We start from the raw sequence: 18,299 nt of genomic DNA on the forward strand, positions 1-18,299 counted from the left end.
ATGAAAATAGCAGCGTATCAAATGGCGGGCGGAAACGATTATGCGCGCAATCTGCGTATTTGCCGACACAGCGCGAGCCTTGCCGCTCAAGCCGACGCAAAACTATTGCTATTGCCGGAGGCGGCGATGTTTCTGCGCGCCCAAGAAAGCGAAGCGACGATGACGCAATCCCTAGACGGCGAATTTGTTTCGCTGTTGGCAGACTTATCGCGCGAATACGGACTGACGATTGTCGCGGGTATGTTTGAGCCGGCGCCGCAGGAACGGGCTTTTAATACGGCAGTTGTGCTGCAAGCGGGGCGATTATTAGGGACTTATCGCAAATTGCATTTGTATGATGCTTTTGCGGTGCAGGAAAGCGAGCGGATTGCACAAGGCGAGGATTTGCCGCCTGTTTTTGACTGCGAAGGCATCACATTCGGCGTGATGACCTGCTATGACCTGCGCTTTCCCGAAACGGCGCGTGCTTTAGCCGAGCAGGGCGCGGATGTTATTTTGCTGCCGGCGGCGTGGTTTGCCGGTGCGGATAAGGAATATCACTGGCAATTGCTCTGCGCGGCGCGCGCTTTGGAAAACGGCGTTTATGTATTGGGCGCGGATATGTGCGGCGGCAACCGCATCGGGCATTCCTTATTTGTCGATGCGCTGGGCATGGTGCGTACGCAGCTTGGTCAGGAGGAAGGATTATTGTGCGCGGAAGTCGATAAAGCGCATTTAGCGGCGGTGCGCGAACGTTTGCCTATGCTGAAGCAGCGTCGTTTTGCGATTGCTTTAAACGGCGGTAGCGCGACTGGCGCAGGGCATTAAAGCAGAGAGCGGCGATAAAGGCGCTGCTTTGGCATAAGACAATACAAGCGCCGGTCGCCGCATCTAGATGATAGCTGATGATAACGCCGCAGACGGCGGCAAGCACGGAGCTGATACAGGCGCACAGCAATAGGGGGGCGAAGCGTTTGCATAAGAGTTGTGCGGTCAAAGCAGGGGCGATGAGCATGGCGACAACCAAGACAACGCCTACCGCCTGCATGGCGGCAACGCAGGTAAGGGCAAGCAAAATCAAGAGGCTATGTTGCAGGCAGGGAATACACAGACCGCTGAGGCGGGCTTGATGTTCGTCAAAAACATAGAGCAGGAAATCCCGCCATTTGAGCGCAAACACGCTGCAGACGACGGCGGCAATAGCCCAAACTTGGTAGCGGCTGACGCTTTCGATGCCGAGGATATTGCCGAAGAGGATGTGCATGAGATGCTGACCTTTGCTGCCGGCATGATAGAGCAATAAGCCGAGCGCAAACAGGCTGGTAAAGGCGATACCCAGCACGGCGTCCTGTTTGAGGCGGCTGTGTCTTTCAATGAAGCTGCTTGCCTGTGTGCAAGCGACGGCGGCGGCGAATGCGCCGATGGCAAGAGGAATATTTAGCAGCGAAGCGAGAACGATGCCCGGCAATACGGCATGCGAGATGGCATCGCCGAGCAATGCCCAGCCTTTGAGTACTAAAAAACAAGACAGCAGGGCGCAGACCACGGCAATGACGATTGCCATGATGAGGGCTTGTTGCATAAAGGGGTATTGCAGGGGTTCGAGCAGAAAATTCATGGTTGTCTCTGATGGCGGCCTTGGGCGAGCAGTCCGTATTTCGGTGCGGCGAAGAAGGCGAGGGCAAAGAACAGGCTTTGCAATGCCACAATCAGCGCGCCGGTGGGCAGATTGACGAAATAGCTGAGATAACTGCCGCAGAAGCAGGTGCTGATGCCTAAAAAAGCGGCAATGATGAGTACGCGGCTGAGGCGGTCGCTTAAGAAATAGGCGGTCGCTCCCGGTGTAATCATGAGAGAGATGACTAAGATTGCGCCGACGGTTTGCAGAGAAGCGACAATAGCGGCGGATAGCAGGGCGAAGAAGAAGACTTTAAGCGTTTTTACGGCGAGCCCCGCGGTAATGGCTTGGGTTTCGTCAAAAAAAAGCAGTTGGAAATCGCGCCATTTGCAGATGATAAATATCAGTGTAAACAGAGAAATGGCGCTGATTTGCCATAAATCCGCATCACTGATGGCGAGAATATTGCCGTATATAACGGCGGAGATATTGATGGCGGTGGGTTTGAGCGAAATCAGCAACAAGCCGGCGGCAAAGAAGCTGCTGAAGACTAAGCCGATGACGGCATCTTGTTTGAATTTGGGAATACGCCCCAAGCCTAAAATCGCGGCGGCGGCTAAAAAGCCGGTAAAAAATGCGCCTAAACTGTAAGGCAGCCCCAAGGCATAAGCACCCGCTACTCCCGGCACGACGGCATGAGAAAGCGCGTCGCCGATTAATGACCAGCGTTTGAGCAGCAAAAATACCGACAGCAGAGCGCAAATGCCGCCCACGATGCTGGAAGCGAACATGGCATGGCGCATATAGCCGAAACTGAAAGGTTCGAGCAGCAATTCAAGCATGGGCGGCTTCTTTAGCGATGTCGCCGATGTGCAAATGATGCAAAATGCCGCCGAAGGTGCGTTCAAGATTTTCGCGATTGTAGGTGTCGGCGATATTGCCTTGAGCAATAATGCTTTTATTGAGCATAATCACTTCATTGCAATAATCCGGCACGCTGCCTAGATTATGCGTGGAGATTAAAATCAGAAAGCCCGCGCTGCGCAGTTCCTGCAAGAGCTGCATAATCGCCAGCTCGGTTTGAATGTCCACGCCGGTAAAGGGTTCGTCGAGCAAAATCAGACGGCTTTCTTGCGCCAAGGCGCGCGCCAAAAATACGCGCTTTTTCTGCCCGCCGGATAATTCGCCGATTTGCCGATTGCCTAATGCGGCAATGCCTAAGCGTTGCATAGCGTCTTGGCAAATCCGCTTATCTTGGGAAGATGGGCGGCGCAGCATGCCCATATGTCCGTAGCGTCCCTGCATAACTACATCGCTGACGACTATCGGAAAATGCCAGTCGATATTATCCGCCTGCGGCACATAGGCGACGCCATTGCATTTCACCGCTTGTTTGGACGGCATGCCACTGAGCAAAATTTGCCCCGTTTGCGGGCGGATAATGCCCATGATGCTGTTAAAAAGAGTGGATTTACCGCTGCCGTTCATGCCGATTAGCGCACAGACACTGCCGCCTGAGAGTTGAAAAGAAACCTCATGCAGCGCGGTATGCCCATTGGCATAGGTTACGCGGATATTATCCGCATATAGCGAAACAGGGAACGAAGTCATGTATTGTCCTTATGATGATGGGCATATGATAACGAAAAAAGCCGCACAAAGGCAGCTTTCTCTTGCCCGCGGCTTATTTTGCCTGTTCTTGGAAGGCTTTGATGATGGTTGAAGTGGTAACGTCCAATAAATCCAAATAGGTAGGGGTTACGCCATCCGGTTCGGATAGTGAATCCACATACAACACGCCGCCGTATGCCGCGCCGGTTTCTTTCGCCACTTGTTTGATAGGCTCGTCGGAAATGGTGCTTTCGCTGAAGACGACCGGAATGTTTTCCGCTTTCACGGTTTTAATCAAAGCCGCCACTTGCTGCGGGCTGCCTTGCTGTTCGGCATTAATCGGCCATAAATAGGCTTCTTTAAAGCCGAAATCCGCCGTCCAATAAGAGAATGCGCCTTCGCTGCTGACTAACCAACGTTGTGCTTCGGGAATCTTGGCAATCGCTTCGCGGCTTTTGCTCTCGATTTCCTCGATTTTCGCTTTATAGGCTTGGGCATTGGCTTCGTAATGCGCTTTGTTTTCAGGGTCTGCCTTGATTAGAGCGGCAGCGATGTTGTCCACATAGATTTTGGCATTGCTGGCAGACATCCACGCATGTGGGTTAGGTTTGCCTTTGTATTCGCCGCTGCTGATGGCAATCGGCGTGATGCCTTCTGAAACATTGACGGATTCCGCACCTTTAATATTGCTGAAGAATTTTTCAAACCAGCGTTCCAAGCCCATGCCGTTCCACAAAATCAATTGCGCATCTTGAGCGGTGGCAAGGTCTTTCGGTGTGGGTTCGTAGTCATGAATTTCCGCGCCGGGTTTGGTGATGGATACGACTTGTGCGTGTTCGCCGGCAACATTTTGCGCCATATCTGCGATAATCGTGAAAGTGGTGGCGACTTTGAGTTTATCGGCGGCAAGGCTTGGAATTGCGCAAGCGGCAAGCAGGGCAGTAAGTAAAACTTTTGTTTGTGTTTTCAACATGATGAATACCTATTTAAGATTAAAAGGAGTTGTTATTCTATTTCAAGTAGTAATGCTTGTCAATTGCATGATAGACAATTCATTTCATTGCTAATGATTTATTTTGAAATTTCTTGCTAACATTTTACAATTTACGTTATCAGCAGTGGTAAACGGAGAGTGAAGCATGATTAGCATATTTGAGATGTTTAAAATCGGTATCGGACCGTCCAGTTCGCATACCGTAGGGCCGATGAAGGCTGCCGGTTTGTTTTTGCAGGCATTAAAAGCAGCGGATTGTTATGCGCAAACAGCACGTTTTGCCGTGCATGTTTATGGTTCTTTATCTTTGACAGGGATTGGGCACGGTACGGACGGCGCTATTTTGGCAGGTTTGGCGGGAGAAGATCCGAAAACCGTAGATACCGACAAAATGCCGCAATTGATAGCGGATATTCGGGCGAATAAAGCAGTTGCGCAGCCTGATCGCAGTCCGATTGCTTTGGATACGGAAAAAGATTTTGTTTTCCATAAAACGCGTTTGCCTTTGCATGAAAACGGAATGACTTTGCAAGCTTTTGATGCGCAAGATACGCTGCTGTTGGAGAAAAATTACTATTCTATCGGCGGCGGTTTTGTTGTTGAAGAGGAAGATTTCAGTACCGCTTTAGGGCAAGAAGATTTGCCGGTGCCTTATCCTTATAAAAATGCGGCCGATTTGCTGGCGCATTGCGAAAAAGAGAATTTGCGTTTATCGACGGTGATGCTGCGCAATGAAAGCGCATTGCATCAAGAGGCGGTAGTGCGCGATTACTGTCAAGAAGTTTGGGGCGTAATGCGCGATTGTATTGCACGCGGATTGGAACATGAAGGTGTTTTGCCCGGTAAACTGCGCATTCCGCGCCGTGCGGCGCAGTTGCATCGCCAATTGGAAGATGCCGGCGATAATTTAAGCAAAGATCCGATGTTTTTGATTGATTGGCTGAATATGGTGGCGATGGCGGTGAATGAAGAGAATGCCGCCGGCGGGCGTGTGGTAACCGCGCCGACAAATGGGGCTTGCGGTATTGTGCCGGCGGTTTTGGCTTATTACGAACGCTTCGTGCATCCGCTTGATGAAGACAAAATCACCCGTTATTTACTGACTTGCAGCGCTATCGGCAGTCTTTACAAAATGAATGCTTCTATTTCGGGCGCGGAAGTGGGTTGCCAAGGAGAAGTAGGCGTGGCTTGTTCTATGGCGGCTGCCGGATTGACGGATTTGCAAGGCGGAACTGCCGAACAAGTCTGCGAGGCGGCAGAAATCGCTATGGAGCATCATTTGGGCTTAACCTGCGATCCGGTGGCAGGACAGGTGCAAGTGCCTTGTATCGAGCGTAATGCGGTGTCAGCCGTTAAAGCGGTCAATGCCGCGCGGATGTCTCTGATGCGCAGAAGCAAGCCGGTCGTCTCTTTAGACGAAGTGATTAAAACCATGTATGAAACCGGCAAGGATATGAATGAAAAATATCGCGAAACCTCAACAGGCGGCTTGGCGATGAATGTGCCTTGCTAAGACAAAGTACGATTTATTTTAGCGGCTTTTCAATTAAATCTATGCCAATATACAATTGGCATAGATTTTTTTGTATGTGGTTTAAAAATAATTGAATATGATTAAGCTATATTTATTTTCTGATTATTTGTCTATAAAGATATTTTTTTGAAAACTTATACCGCAGACTTGAAAAGCTTCATAATGAGCAATGAGTCGGTCGATATGTTTGCGTAATGCGGTTTTTTCAGCTTTGCTCAGTCCTTTAATATAAGTGAAATGCTGATCGAGCGGCAATAGAAAATGGCTGCCGCGAATCCTTGCAACGACTAAATATTCTTTGACGAGATAGATAGAGTTTTTATCTTATTTTTTAAAAATCCATGGTTTGAAGTTGCTTCTTCCAATCTGTATTTGATAGCTGTTTTTCATTAAAGTTCCCGCCGGATAGCAAATAACGTATTTATCTATTTTTTTCCCATATTTGAAATATTCCCAATCGTTGATAGCTACAATTTCCCAAGGTTGATTGTCAGCGCGATTGAATAAATCTAAGACAGTATAATAAAAGCCTGAAAAGCCGAATATGACAATAGCGGCGAATAATAAAAAACAGCCATACTTATCATGACAAACATAAATATGCTGCGCCGAATAATCGTTTGTTGTGCAAAGGAATTGCTAAAACGATATGGTGCATTGAGGCTTGAAAGTATCGTAATGTATTCGGGATTGTTAAAACCGCTACTGGCTGAGAATGTTTGTTTATAGCGCTTATAGTCGAAGAATTGAAAAAGTATTACGGCGTTGGCTCGCCTTGCCGTACTATCTGTACTGTCTGCGGCTCGCCGCCTTGTACTACTTTTTCACTTCTCCGACTATAGCATCGTAAGTAAAAATAAACTGGCAATATTTGTTTCTTCTCGAGTCTCTGCATTGTCCGTAAGCAGAACGAATTTCGGCTGTTGCGGATTTTTCTGAAGAGGCTAAATGCTATTTATAATATGCGGTATTATGGCAGGCGCTGCGTAAACTGACATCATGAAAACTATGGCAAGGTTTTGGCGGTGGGGACGGTAAACATAGTGCCGATTTCCTGTGAGTCATTAAGCCAGATATGCCAATCTTCTTTTAACTGACCATTCATGCTGTTATTCATGCCAACAATTGAGATGACAAGTAGCAAACCAATGATTCCTACAATTCTTGGGGCAGTCATTGAAAATTTTTTTGCCTGCAATACGCGATTTGTTGTTGGAAAATAGCCTAAATGAATCATAGAGTGAATTTTGAGAAGTTTTTAATGTTTTCTTTTTCAAAATAAAAAAGCTTCAGCATAAAATGATGTTATGCTGAAGCCTATATCAATAAGGTAAGAAAATAATGTTATTTATCTTTAACCAGACTTTGTACGGCATGATAAATAGAGGCTTTGTTTCTTAATTGGGCATTATGCGATAAGCCTTTGAATAATTTTTTATGCTGCGCATCCACATTCATCGCAAAACCACTGTCGATAGTGGTCAAGCTATCTAAATTAGAAGCTTGTAAATGCCAGTTTGTTTTCATCAACGACTGCGGATTAGGATTGCTTGCAAGCCATTTGAAGTCCGGATGGCTTACTTGCAGGGATTTGCATTGGCGGTGGATACAGAGATTGGCAAAATCTGAGCCTTTATGCGGTGTGGCAATGGTAACCGCATCTTCCACGAGAATATTTCTAAAGCCCGATTCGTATTCGCTTCCGCCTTGCACGGCGCTGCGAATCACCAAACCGCCCATAGAATGTCCCATTAAATCAACTTTTTGATTATATTTTGTGTAATGATCAAAAACATAATTAGAAAGCGTGCGTCCTAGTTCTTTCCAAGTATTATCACGACCTGTATTGCCGTATAGCTTCGCTAAATTAACATCGCAATTTTTGCTGGCTTTGTAATAAGTAACTGTTTTAACGTTGGTAAATCCTTGCGTTTTTAGTTCTTTTAAGATAGGTCCCCATAATTGGCCGCAGTTGATGCTGGCAGAGTCATATGTCATAAATCCATGTACTAATAAGACGGGCGTATCTTTGCTTTGCGTAGCCGGTTGCGCTTGTGCCGCGATTGCCAAGCAAGGAATAAGGGCAAGCCATAGTTTTTTCATAAACATCTCCAGTTAAGTTAAGGAAGGGCAATAATGCCGGGTGCGATTTTATCATTACTAAAAGATTGAATTAAAGTTATTTTTGTTATTAAGCGCTGTTTTCTTACACATTAACTGAAATTGCTATGGATTTTCGCTGTGGTTTTCAGCTTGTATCAGCGTTTCGATATGTCTTCGGCATTGGCGGCGCTGCGATTCGGTCAAACCCCCGACAATTTCCAGATTTAAATCCAAAGGCACGGGCATACCGCCGTTTTTCGGCATGACTGCCAAGAGATAGGCATTGCCCTGATGTTCAAAAAGATAGGGTGAGAAATATTTGCCGTCAATAAGTAAACGATAGGGCTTTTTCTTAGGGTTTTTTCGCGGAATATTGACGATATAGCGCTTTTTCGTATGGTGAAAATCCTCCAATCCGACCAACAGCCAAGGTTGTCCTTGCCATGCGTATAAAGCGGCTAATCGGCGTCGACTCCACGGCAGCCATAAAAATAGTGTGAATAAGGTCATACCAATCAAAACAAAACTGAGAGCATGGAAAAACAACCATGCCAGACTGCGGCTGCCAAGTTTTTCCATGGCAAAACTGTTGCTAAAGCGCGGCGGATTGCCGCCGTCGCTAAGTAATTGCAAGGGCGGCAAAGCCTTAGGTCGGCTGCCGAAAAAGACGGTTTTTTGTTTGAGGAAGCCGTTCTGATAGTAAATGAAAATGCGGCAGGTGCTGATGCTGCGGCTTTGCCAGCAATAGCTTTCGGGGTGGACTTCTGCTTCCGGCACCGGTTGATAATGATGGCGTAGTCGCCAGTCTTGCCATAGTGTGCGCGTATTGTCGCGTTCCATATAGAAAATGGCACAGCCTAGAGCAAAAAGCATGGCGCAAATCAGGTAAGTGAAAAAAGGCGATAAATGTCCCATGCGTTTGATATAGGGGCGGGTGCTTTGGGCAAAGCCGGGAAAACTGCCGAGAATGAACATGATGTTTTTCTATAAATCTGCGTATGATAGATAGGATGTAGCGGCGCTATCATAACACATTTTAGACTTGATAAATTATGCCGCTAAACGGCTTTTTTGCCGCCTAATCGCGTACAATAAGCGCAAAATCGATAAGGAGAGAACATGGAAGCCATTAAACGGGAATTGTTGGCGCAATTTTCCCAAGGGCAGGCATTTTGCCGCATGCGCTATCAGGGGCAAAATTATATATTGCCGGTGGCAGTGGACAATAGCCTGCAATTGGAAGATTTATTGGAAATTGAGCGTCAAAAAACGGCGGTAATGGAGAATTTGCAGCGCTTTATGCAGGATAAACCCTACAACCATATGCTGCTTTGGGGCGCGAGAGGCACAGGGAAATCTTCTTTGATTCGTGCCGCTTTTCAGACTTTGACGGGGCAGGGCTTAAAACTCTTGCAATTGGCTTGCGATGATTTGCAGGATTTGGCTTTTTTGCTGTGGGTATTGGCGCAAACCCAAGACAAATTCCTGATTTATATCGATGATTTATCCTTTTCGGATAATGATGACAGTTACCGCGCCTTAAAAGCCGTGCTGGACGGCTCGATTGCCGGCATGGCAAAAAACGTAATGCTCTGCGTGACCTCTAACCGCCGCCATTTACTCAGCGAAAGTCATCATTCTGACGATGCCATTCATCCTGAAGAAGATGTGGAAGAGCAAATCTCTCTTGCCGAGCGCTTTGGTTTGCGTCTGTCTTTTCATCCGCTGTCGCAGCGCCAATATTTGGATATGGTGACGCATTGGGCTTTGCGTCACGGCTTGACTTATGATGACAGTTTGCAACAGCAGGCATTGCAATTTTCTTTGGCACGCGGCAGCCGTAGCGCCCGCGTTGCCGAACAATTCGTGCGCCAAATAGGGCAATAAAATGCACTTAGCCTTGTTTCAACCGCAAATACCGCCCAATACGGGCAATATTATCCGCCTTTGCGCCAATACCGGTGCGCAATTGCATATTATCCATCCCACCGCTTTCGGCTGGGACGACAAACGCCTGCGCCGCGCCGGACTGGATTATGCCGAATTTGCCAGCGTGCAGCATCATGACTCATGGCAGGACTTCGCCGCTTATGTCGCGCAACATTTGCCGCAGTCGCGCATTTGGGCATTGACTACGCGCGGCACACATAATGTCTTTGATGCGCGTTTTGCCGCCGAAGACGTGCTGCTTTTCGGCAGCGAAACCGCAGGCTTGAGCGAGGAAATTCATCGGGCGCTGGCAAGCGAACAAAAACTGCGCCTGCCTATGCAGACGCATTCCCGCAGCTTGAATCTTTCCAATGCGGCGGCGGTGGTATTGTATGAAGCCCTGCGGCAGACGGGCTTGCCATGAATATTAATGGCATTGCTTTATTCTAAATTCTCACATAAAATTGCGACAATCTTTTAATAAAGCATAATTTAATTTGTTGAAAATGATAGAATATTTGTCAGTCAGTCAGTCAGTCAGTCAGTCAGTCAGTCAGTCAGTCAGTCAGTCAGTCAGTCAGTCAGTCAGTCAGTCAGTCAGTCAGTCAGTCAGTCAGTCAGTCAGTCAGTCAGTCAGTCAGTCAGTCAGTCAGTCAGTCAGTCAGTCAGTCAGTCAGTCAGTCAGTCAGTCAGTTTAGCGATTTTAATCTAAATTGCTTATATTTTCCTAGATTATTATTCTCTTATCTTTTTTTATTAACCTGCAGTGGGGGCAAACATGCAGGTTAAATCACGTCAGCGTGTGGCTGATCATGGCGAAGTATTTACCGCCGAGCGTGAAGTCAAAGCCATGCTCAATCTTTTGCCGAATGAAATTTGGCAAAAGATTAATAGCAAATTTTTAGAGCCTGCCTGCGGGAATGGTAATTTTTTAGCTGAAATATTAGCTCGAAAATTAGATATGATTTTGCAGATGCTGCAATCTAAAAAAATTAAAAAAATACATTGGCAATTTAATTATGAATATTATGCGATTCAATCCATATCTTCTATTTATGGTATAGAAATACTGCCTGACAATTGTCTGGAATGCCGTGAAAGATTATTAAATTTGTTTATAGAACAAGCATTATCAAAAAAATTTTGAAGAAGTAAAACAGTATATCATTTCTATTTCTGAATATTTATTAGAGAAAAATATTGTGAATGGTGATGCTTTATTCAGCTCACCGGTTATATTCAGCGAATGGAGTTTTATGGGTGAAATGGTTTGTCGTACAGAGTATGTCTATCAAAAACTAGTAGAAGATAAACATTATCGAACAAACTATGCTACCCATAAAAAATACCTACCTACTCACTTTTTAAAATTATCAGAGCAAGGATAATGTGATGGATATTCAGATTGATAGTAATATTATTAAGGATTTAAACAGATTAACTCAAGAACAACTATCACTTTTTGAAGGCAATTATAATCCCGATGTATTGGACTGTTTATCCAGTCTGTCTAATGATGAGGTTTTCACATCGCCAAAACATGCCAATCAAATGCTGGATTTATTGCCGTCTGAGATTTGGTCAAATCCAAAGGCGACATTCTTAGACCCTGTGTGTAAATCTGGGGTATTTTTGCGTGAAATTGTCAAACGCTTGGATAAAGGCTTAAAAAATCAAATACCAGATAAACAAACTCGCATTAACCACATTTTAAAAAATCAAGTTTTTGGAAGTACTGCCACGTATGTAGGTAGCTTTGACCGATATTTGCATAAAAACTCCTTTGCTGGTGAAAGGAATTATTTTGCCAATTTTAAAATATTTCTGGCACCAAATAGTACAATGACAAAGACAATCATGCCAATGATTAAATCAGGATAGCTAGAATGAGTCAATAACGTCAATGCTCCCGCCGCTATCACACCGATATTGATGATAATGTCATTGGATGTAAAAATCATGCTGGCTTTGATATGGGCTTCTTTATTTTGATTTTTGCTCAGTAGATATAAGCACAGCCAGTTTGCAATCAATGCCAAAAATGCCGTGCCAATCATCAGTTGATAATTGGGCAGCTGCTCAGTACCGATAAAACGCCTAATCACTTCTATCACCCCAAATAACGCCAATATTATCTGCGTTATCCCCGCCAAAAATGCCACACGTTTTTTATACGCCAGCGTCATACCAATGGCTGATAGCGCCAATATATAGACAAAGCTGTCCGCCAGCATATCTAGACTATCAGCAATCAGCCCCATAGAATTAGCAAAAATACCAACCGAACACTCTATGATAAAAAACACAAAGTTAATCATGAGCACTTGATATAATAATCTTTTTTCTAAGCGCTCATCAGGCTTATTAAACACTATCTTATCAACAATCACTTCGGTGAAAATGATATGACTATCAAAATTAAGCGGTTCAAGTACTTGTAAAATCGTTGTATCTTGATTATCGTGATAGACGGTTAAGCACCGCCCAGCAATATCAAACTGTAATTCATAAATATCAGATACATCTTTTAAACGCATGCGAATGAGCTGCTCTTCGGACGGGCAGTCCATTTTAGCAATGTTAAAAATGGTCTTTTTCATCTATTTAGTTCCTTGTTTTGATCAGGTTGGCTCAAATAAATCTGTGTTTATATTGCTGCTTGGTAATTTTTGGATGGTTTGAGTAAATTGATTAGGTTAAAATTTACCTTTGGAAGTACCGCCACGCATGTAGGTGGCACGGGTAGGGGTTTGTATGATTTGCTCCTTTTTAGCCAGTTACAACAGATTTGAAAAAATCATTATATTGTGTATTACCAATACTGATAATAAATAAATTTTCAATAGAGCGAGTTATTCCTGTATATATAATCTCTGGACTATCATCTTGATGGACAATAATAAATACATTTTTTATCTCTAAACCTTTAAAGCTATGAATGGTAGAAAATTTAACCAATCCAGAATTTATATGAAAATGGTCTTTTTTAATTTTTCTGAGCTTTTCAATTTTGAATTTTCTACTATTTTTCTTTAATTGCTCATTAGGAATTTTATCTATTGATATTTCAATATCCTTAATATCTGAAAATGTTTCAAATGCTGTTGTTGTTTTCTCATAATCGGAAAACTTATTTTCTATTTGTTGTAAAGTCAAAATCTTTGATGATAAAACGCAAGTATCATTTTGAATCAACTTGTTATCTCTGATAATAGCTCTAATGCACTCACAAGCATCATTTAAGGAGTTAATATTCTGATGAATAATAGCCTCGTGTCCTATATCAAAACTACCCTGTGCTGGTTCTTTGTACTCATAACTCTCTTCTTCTTTGTATTCAATTAAAAAGCTTTCTTTAAACTTTGAAAAAACATCAATTAACTTTAAATAAGATCGATAAGATTTATTTAATGCTTGCCATTTTCCAAAACCGTGAACCAACGAGCTTTCTCTATTTTTAATGTCTCTTTTATAGATATTTTGTGTCTGGTCACCAAAAATTACCATTTCGCCATTTTCAGCTAAAAAACTATCTCGGATAATCTTTATCCAATCTGCTTCATAATCTTGAATTTCATCAATCAAGATTACATCATATTTTTCTTTATTATTTAAGAATATATTTTTCCTGGATTGATTTTCATTTATTAATCCATCAGTATTCATGATTTGAATATCTATGTTCAAGTTATTGGCTTGTGCTATATAGAAACGATGATAATTTGTAATTTCAAATATATCTCGTTCTATTTCATCAAATTTTTCTTTATTTACTCGTCTTAAAATACCATATAACCTATATTTTAGATATGGTTTTAAAGTATTATTATAGGTTAAAATCAAAACATTGTTTGTATTGGTTCTTTTAATTGCATTAATAGCCCTATTTAACAAAACTTCCGTCTTGCCACAACCTGCCACTCCTTTGATTTTCTGTAAACCTACACTACTTTGAGCAAGTTTTTCCTGTTTTTTATCTAAATAAATAATTTTTCCTTGCTCTAAAATAAATTGTGACGGCGATAATCTGCGTTTAAACTCATCATATATGTCATCAGTAAATAATGGGTGTTGATTTCTATTCATAATCCGCCTAACCATTCTATCAGTATTTTCTTGAAATATTGCCAAATTTTTATCTCTTTGTTGTTTTTTTCTATAATATTCAATTTTATCCATAGGGAAATTTACATACACTCCCTTGCTGAAATCTGAAACATATTGGTTAAATATTTGATTATTTTGTTCATAAAACCTTTCAAAAACATCTTTATCAGTACAATGTAAATATACAAAAATATCAATAACATTGAAAAAATAAGGGTTGATAACATTTTTAATTCCCAATAATGGAATGTGTATATCATAAAAATTCTTTTTATAGTTAAATGCTTGTGAGAATGGAGATTTAATTACTTTATATCCTGAGTTTGAATTAAAATACCATTTATTAAATAAATCTATTCTATATTTTTGGCTATTAATATTCCAATCCTTAACTTCAATTATAAAAACACCAACATTTTTCTTTAAAACGACAAAATCTGGTCTATCTCCATCTAAAAACGGATTAAAAAATATTTCAAAAGAATTGTCTAAATTATCTTTTAAATAATTTAATAAAAACCATTCACCTTCTGTAGGTTGAATCACCCATTTTTTAATACTTTCTATTTTTGGATATATAATAGCCATATTTAACAACCTTGTTAAGTTAATGAAAAGATGATTTTACCACAAAACCGCCTTACCTTAACTAATTAAGGAACTAAAGTTTATCTATCCACCAAAAACTCCCCTGCAAACTGCTGCAACACCCCACCTGCTTTATAAGTCTTAACTTCCGCATCGCTATCTAAGCGACAAGTTACAGGCACTTCATCAATCGCGCCATTGGTGCGTGTTAGTGTCAATTCACCACAATGGGGGCTAATTTCGCCTTTTACGCCATAAATACCGTCTGATTTTAGCGTATGACGATTTTCGCCACCCACAAATTGCAATGGCAACACGCCCATGTCCACAAGGTTGGTTCTGTGAATGCGTTCAAGCCCTTCGGCAACAATGGCTTCCACGCCAGCTAATCGCACACCTTTGGCTGCCCAGTCTCGGCTTTAGCCTTAACCATCAGCCCTGATTTTTTAATTTTAGTTTATTTGCTTGCTAGCCAAAAATGCCCATGGTATTGGCAACATATAACAAAGCAAATCCAAGCAAAAACATAAAACCGATGATTGACAACGCTTGAATGTCAGATGACAGCTTTTGTTCTGAGCGTACCAAAGAGTAGTTTAGCCACGCAAAAACAGGCGCAGACACAAACGCAGAACTCATGGCAAATTTGAGCATATTGCCAAGCTGACCTGTAAAAAAAGCAATGACAATAAACCCACCAAATCATGCCATTTAGTGATGATAATTTATTAAACAGTTTATTGCACACACTTTGGTTTTTGCCAAGTGTTGCCAGTTGTTATGCCATGGCAAATTTATTAAAAGCCCCCAATAATAAATTTTATCATGACTACACAATCATTGTGGCGGCAGGCAATCAGGCAGGCATGGGCGATAAGGCGTTAGCCCCTGTTAATGATGCCATTGGCAATAATCCTTTGAGTACAAAAACCATTACCCTATCTTGCGGTAAGCTGATGACGGGCGTTAGCGTGCCTGCGTGGACGGGGATTTTTATGCTCAGAAATTGTGCCAGCCCTGAGACTTATTTTCAGGCAGGATTTCGGGTGCAAACGCCTTGGACAGTGCAAGGCGATGATGGGATAACTGTGATTAAAAATCAATGTTATATTTTTGACTTTGCCCCCAATCGTGCCTTACGCCAAATCGCTGATTATGCCCATCAACTAAACCCAAAAGAGGGCAATCCAGAGAGTAAAGTCGCCGAATTCATTGCCTTTTTGCCCGTGCTTGCCTATGACGGCAGTGCCATGCAACAGGTGGATGCCAAATTATTGTTGGACATGGCGATGAGCGGCACGACCGCCACGCTGTTGGCAAGACGCTGGCAAAGTGCGTTATTGGTCAATGTTGATGACATCACCTTAAAAAATCTGATGAGCAATCAAGAAGCCATGGACGCTTTGATGAAAATTGAAGAGTTTAGAAGCCTAAATGATGATATTGAAGTGGTCATTAATCGCTCGGAAAAAATTAAAGGCTTAAAAGAAAAAGCCAAAGACAATGACGGCGAACTATCAAAAGAGGATAAAAAAACATTAAGCGATGAAGAAAAGAAACAAAAATCCCTGCGAAAACAAATTCAAGATAAACTGATTAAATTTGCCACACGCATTCCGATTTTTATGTATTTAAGCGATTATCGGGAACATAGTTTAAAAGACGTGATTCAGGAATTGGAGCCGGATTTATTTACTAAGGTAACAGGTTTATCACAGGCGGATTTTTCTTTGCTCGTCTCTTTAAATGTTTTTGATGAAGCGGTGATGAATGATGCGGTGTATAAATTTAAGCGTTATGAAGATGCCAGTCTTGAATATGCGGGGATTGATAAAAAAGAGGGTCATATAGGCTTATATAATACGGTAATTATAAAAGAACCATAGTGTTAATATTTATTTCTCCGATTATAAAGTTTGCCTAAGTCATTATCACTGTGATGAAGAAGGAAAATAAATAAGCGCCGCTAGGGCGCTTATCGTTTTATTTGCCTGTTTCGCGCAGGCTGACGGTAAGATTTAAGACCAATTTGTCCGCATTGCTGTCGGGGTCGATGGCGTAATAGCCTTGCCGTTCCAGTTGGTAATTGGTGCCGATATCCGCTCTTGTCGCGGGTTCGGCTTTGGCATGATCCAGCACTTGCAGGGAGTTGGGGTTCAGCGTGTCGAGGAAGTTTTCCGCCGCCATCGGATTGGCTTGATTGAATAAGAGCCCGTAATGGCGGACTTCGGCATCGACGGCATGCGGAGCGGAGACCCAATGAATCACGCCGTTGGCTTTGTAGCCTTCAGGATTTTTGCCTAGCGTATCGGGGTCATGACGGCATTTGAGTTCGATGATATTGCCGGTTTCGTCTTTGATAACTTCTTCACAGGTGATGACGTAAGAACCGCGCAGGCGTACGCTTTCGCCCAAGGCGAGGCGTTTCCATTTGGCAGGCGGATGGTAAATCCAAAGGTGGCATGAGTACCAAAATCTTGGCCTTGGTCGACGCATTGGGCAATTTGGTTTCATTCACCCTATTACTCGGGCAACGTCACGACATTGTCGGTGTCGAAGCACTAATTAAAGACAGAGAGTTTAATGCTTTACTGGTATAGTCGGAGAAGTGGAAAAGTAGTACAAGGCGGCGAGCCGCAGACAGTACAGATAGTACGGCAAGGCGAGCCAACGCCGTAATACTTTTTCAATTCTTCGACTATAGACAAAGCCTTTGATGCAGATTGGCTTGTTATAGTCAAGGAATCAAAAAACAGTTACACTAAAACTTATGGCATACTCAAAAGATTACAGACAAATGATATTGAACAAGCTGGCATCAGGTCATAGCTACAGAAAGCTTGTTGAAGAATATCGACTCAGCGCAACAACTATTCAACGTTGGAAGAAAAGCATAGAACGCAAGAAGTACGAACGCAAACCGGCAAAAATCGATAATGAAGCTTTAATGGCTGACGTCCAAGCTTATCCTGATGACTATTGCTATGAACGGGCAAGACGCTTTAACTGTAGCGACAGAGCTATTGCCATAGCATTAAAACGTGTCGGCATTACTCGAAAAAAAAGACCTTAATTCATCCGAAAGCAGACAAACAACAGCGCCTATTATTTCTTAAGCAGTTAGCGGCATTTGAAGCTGAAGGCAGAACCCTGATTTACTTAGATGAAAGCGGCTTTAAATCTCATGAGAACAGAGCTTACGGCTATTCCCACAAAGGCTGTCCTTGTTTAGGAAAGTACAACTGGCAACTCAAGAATCAAAGCAATGCTATTGGGGCAATACATAAGAACAAGTTGTTTGCGGTAGGGCTTTACGATTGCAGTATTAATAGTGATGTATTTCATTGTTGGGTAGAAGAATTGCTGTTAACACAATTGCCTGAAAACAGCGTCATTATTATGGACAATGCCAGCTTTCACAAAAGACAGGATACCCAAGAGCTTATTGCAGATGCGGGACATCATATTTTATGGCTGCCGCCATACAGTCCGGATCTGAACCCAATCGAGAAAATGTGGGCTTGGCTTAAACGTAAACGCAAGGATTGGCGATTAAATTGCATCGATAAACTATTCTTTTACTTCTTGTGGATTTGTAACTCTTTTTGATTTCCTTGACTATAGAGGAACTGAACGAAGGAGCTTGCCAAGCGGTGATTGCGCCGACGAGCAAGCGAAAACTGCAACGCGCTTATGACCGGCATATGTACAAATGACGTCATTTGGTAGAAAATGTTTTCTGTGATTTAAAGGAGTTTAAGAAGATAGCCATGCCTTCGGAGAAAACAGCAGATCCTTTGCGGCAAACATTTACCTCGCTGCAACACTTATGGCTT

The 18,299-nt window shown here is 42.9% G+C and carries 17 protein-coding genes and 5 pseudogenes; 10 read left to right on the forward strand and 12 right to left on the reverse strand.

Annotation, left to right across the window (positions count from 1 at the left end; genetic code table 11):
* On the forward strand, window positions 1-807 hold the full coding sequence (locus DYC63_RS08055) for a carbon-nitrogen hydrolase family protein (RefSeq protein ID WP_115218752.1): 807 nt from the start codon (window positions 1-3) through the stop codon (window positions 805-807).
* On the opposite strand, the gene DYC63_RS08060 is transcribed toward DYC63_RS08055, so the two are convergent.
* From DYC63_RS08060 to DYC63_RS08075, 4 genes are all read right to left on the reverse strand, one after another.
* Entirely contained in the window at window positions 740-1,597 is an 858-nt protein-coding gene (locus tag DYC63_RS08060; RefSeq protein ID WP_115218753.1) for a metal ABC transporter permease, read from the reverse strand. The two genes, DYC63_RS08055 and DYC63_RS08060, sit on opposite strands and share 68 nt — an antisense overlap.
* Window positions 1,594-2,439 (reverse strand): metal ABC transporter permease, encoded by an 846-nt coding sequence (locus tag DYC63_RS08065; protein ID WP_115218754.1) that lies wholly within the window; start codon window positions 2,437-2,439, stop codon window positions 1,594-1,596. Before DYC63_RS08065 ends, DYC63_RS08060 begins: the two co-directional genes overlap by 4 nt.
* Window positions 2,432-3,208: a metal ABC transporter ATP-binding protein gene (locus DYC63_RS08070; RefSeq protein ID WP_115218755.1), complete on the reverse strand. Its 777-nt coding sequence runs from the start codon at window positions 3,206-3,208 to the stop codon at window positions 2,432-2,434. Before DYC63_RS08070 ends, DYC63_RS08065 begins: the two co-directional genes overlap by 8 nt.
* A gap of 73 nt (window positions 3,209-3,281) precedes the next feature.
* On the reverse strand, window positions 3,282-4,181 hold the full coding sequence (locus DYC63_RS08075) for a metal ABC transporter substrate-binding protein (RefSeq protein ID WP_115218756.1): 900 nt from the start codon (window positions 4,179-4,181) through the stop codon (window positions 3,282-3,284).
* 166 nt (window positions 4,182-4,347) lie between these two features.
* Here DYC63_RS08075 and DYC63_RS08080 point away from each other — a divergent pair, with 166 nt between their 5' ends.
* Window positions 4,348-5,715 (forward strand): L-serine ammonia-lyase, encoded by a 1,368-nt coding sequence (locus DYC63_RS08080; protein ID WP_115218757.1) that lies wholly within the window; start codon window positions 4,348-4,350, stop codon window positions 5,713-5,715.
* 1,027 nt (window positions 5,716-6,742) lie between these two features.
* Here DYC63_RS08080 and DYC63_RS08085 read toward each other — a convergent pair.
* From DYC63_RS08085 to DYC63_RS08095, 3 genes are all read right to left on the reverse strand, one after another.
* Entirely contained in the window at window positions 6,743-6,973 is a 231-nt protein-coding gene (locus DYC63_RS08085; protein WP_115218758.1) for a hypothetical protein, read from the reverse strand.
* Window positions 6,974-7,080: 107 nt separating this feature from the next.
* Window positions 7,081-7,839, reverse strand: a complete 759-nt coding sequence (locus tag DYC63_RS08090; RefSeq protein ID WP_172459463.1) for an esterase/lipase family protein — start codon at window positions 7,837-7,839, stop codon at window positions 7,081-7,083.
* Between the two features lie 123 nt (window positions 7,840-7,962).
* On the reverse strand, window positions 7,963-8,814 hold the full coding sequence (locus DYC63_RS08095) for a hypothetical protein (RefSeq protein WP_115218760.1): 852 nt from the start codon (window positions 8,812-8,814) through the stop codon (window positions 7,963-7,965).
* Between the two features lie 144 nt (window positions 8,815-8,958).
* On the opposite strand from DYC63_RS08095, the gene DYC63_RS08100 reads away from it, so the two are divergent.
* The 4 genes and pseudogenes from DYC63_RS08100 to DYC63_RS08115 form a co-directional block, all read left to right on the forward strand.
* A complete protein-coding gene (locus DYC63_RS08100) occupies window positions 8,959-9,726 on the forward strand; it encodes an ATP-binding protein (protein ID WP_115218761.1) in 768 nt (255 codons plus the stop codon).
* Between the two features lies 1 nt (window position 9,727).
* The gene (locus DYC63_RS08105) at window positions 9,728-10,192 is read left to right on the forward strand and encodes a tRNA (cytidine(34)-2'-O)-methyltransferase (protein ID WP_115218762.1); all 465 of its coding nucleotides are present in this window, start codon (window positions 9,728-9,730) and stop codon (window positions 10,190-10,192) included.
* 354 nt (window positions 10,193-10,546) lie between these two features.
* Window positions 10,547-10,915, forward strand: a complete 369-nt coding sequence (locus DYC63_RS12945; protein WP_218564586.1) for a hypothetical protein — start codon at window positions 10,547-10,549, stop codon at window positions 10,913-10,915.
* A 245-nt stretch (window positions 10,916-11,160) separates the two neighbouring features.
* Window positions 11,161-11,511: pseudogene (locus DYC63_RS08115) on the forward strand (hypothetical protein); the annotation flags it as partial.
* A 56-nt stretch (window positions 11,512-11,567) separates the two neighbouring features.
* Here DYC63_RS08115 and DYC63_RS08120 read toward each other — a convergent pair.
* The 4 genes and pseudogenes from DYC63_RS08120 to DYC63_RS08135 all read right to left on the reverse strand — a co-directional run.
* Entirely contained in the window at window positions 11,568-12,368 is an 801-nt protein-coding gene (locus DYC63_RS08120; RefSeq protein ID WP_115218764.1) for a cation efflux transmembrane domain-containing protein, read from the reverse strand.
* Window positions 12,369-12,537: 169 nt separating this feature from the next.
* Window positions 12,538-14,463, reverse strand: coding sequence for a nuclease-related domain-containing DEAD/DEAH box helicase (locus DYC63_RS08125; RefSeq protein WP_115218765.1), 1,926 nt, complete (start codon window positions 14,461-14,463; stop codon window positions 12,538-12,540).
* Between the two features lie 80 nt (window positions 14,464-14,543).
* Window positions 14,544-14,882, reverse strand: a pseudogene (locus tag DYC63_RS08130) (Fe/S-dependent 2-methylisocitrate dehydratase AcnD); the annotation flags it as partial.
* Between the two features lie 49 nt (window positions 14,883-14,931).
* A pseudogene (locus tag DYC63_RS08135) lies at window positions 14,932-15,165 on the reverse strand (divalent metal cation transporter); the annotation flags it as partial.
* Between the two features lie 2 nt (window positions 15,166-15,167).
* Here DYC63_RS08135 and DYC63_RS08140 point away from each other — a divergent pair.
* A pseudogene (locus DYC63_RS08140) lies at window positions 15,168-16,349 on the forward strand (DEAD/DEAH box helicase); the annotation flags it as partial.
* A gap of 97 nt (window positions 16,350-16,446) precedes the next feature.
* Here the strand turns inward: DYC63_RS08140 and DYC63_RS08145 are convergent.
* A complete protein-coding gene (locus tag DYC63_RS08145) occupies window positions 16,447-16,878 on the reverse strand; it encodes a glutamine--tRNA ligase (RefSeq protein WP_245888088.1) in 432 nt (143 codons plus the stop codon).
* Between the two features lie 2 nt (window positions 16,879-16,880).
* On the opposite strand from DYC63_RS08145, the pseudogene DYC63_RS13795 reads away from it, so the two are divergent.
* From DYC63_RS13795 to DYC63_RS08155, 3 genes and pseudogenes are all read left to right on the forward strand, one after another.
* A pseudogene (locus DYC63_RS13795) lies at window positions 16,881-17,057 on the forward strand (IS5/IS1182 family transposase); the annotation flags it as partial.
* A gap of 176 nt (window positions 17,058-17,233) precedes the next feature.
* On the forward strand, window positions 17,234-17,536 hold the full coding sequence (locus DYC63_RS08150) for an IS630 transposase-related protein (RefSeq protein ID WP_112863885.1): 303 nt from the start codon (window positions 17,234-17,236) through the stop codon (window positions 17,534-17,536).
* Window positions 17,536-18,072 carry an IS630 family transposase gene (locus DYC63_RS08155; RefSeq protein WP_245888020.1) on the forward strand — a complete coding sequence of 179 codons (537 nt, stop codon included), beginning with the start codon at window positions 17,536-17,538 and terminating at the stop codon, window positions 18,070-18,072. The genes DYC63_RS08150 and DYC63_RS08155 overlap by 1 nt, the downstream gene beginning before the upstream one ends.
* The last annotated feature ends 227 nt before the right edge of the window (window positions 18,073-18,299 follow it).

The sequence above is a fragment of the Suttonella indologenes genome (assembly GCF_900460215.1).
Classification (GTDB): domain Bacteria; phylum Pseudomonadota; class Gammaproteobacteria; order Cardiobacteriales; family Cardiobacteriaceae; genus Suttonella; species Suttonella indologenes.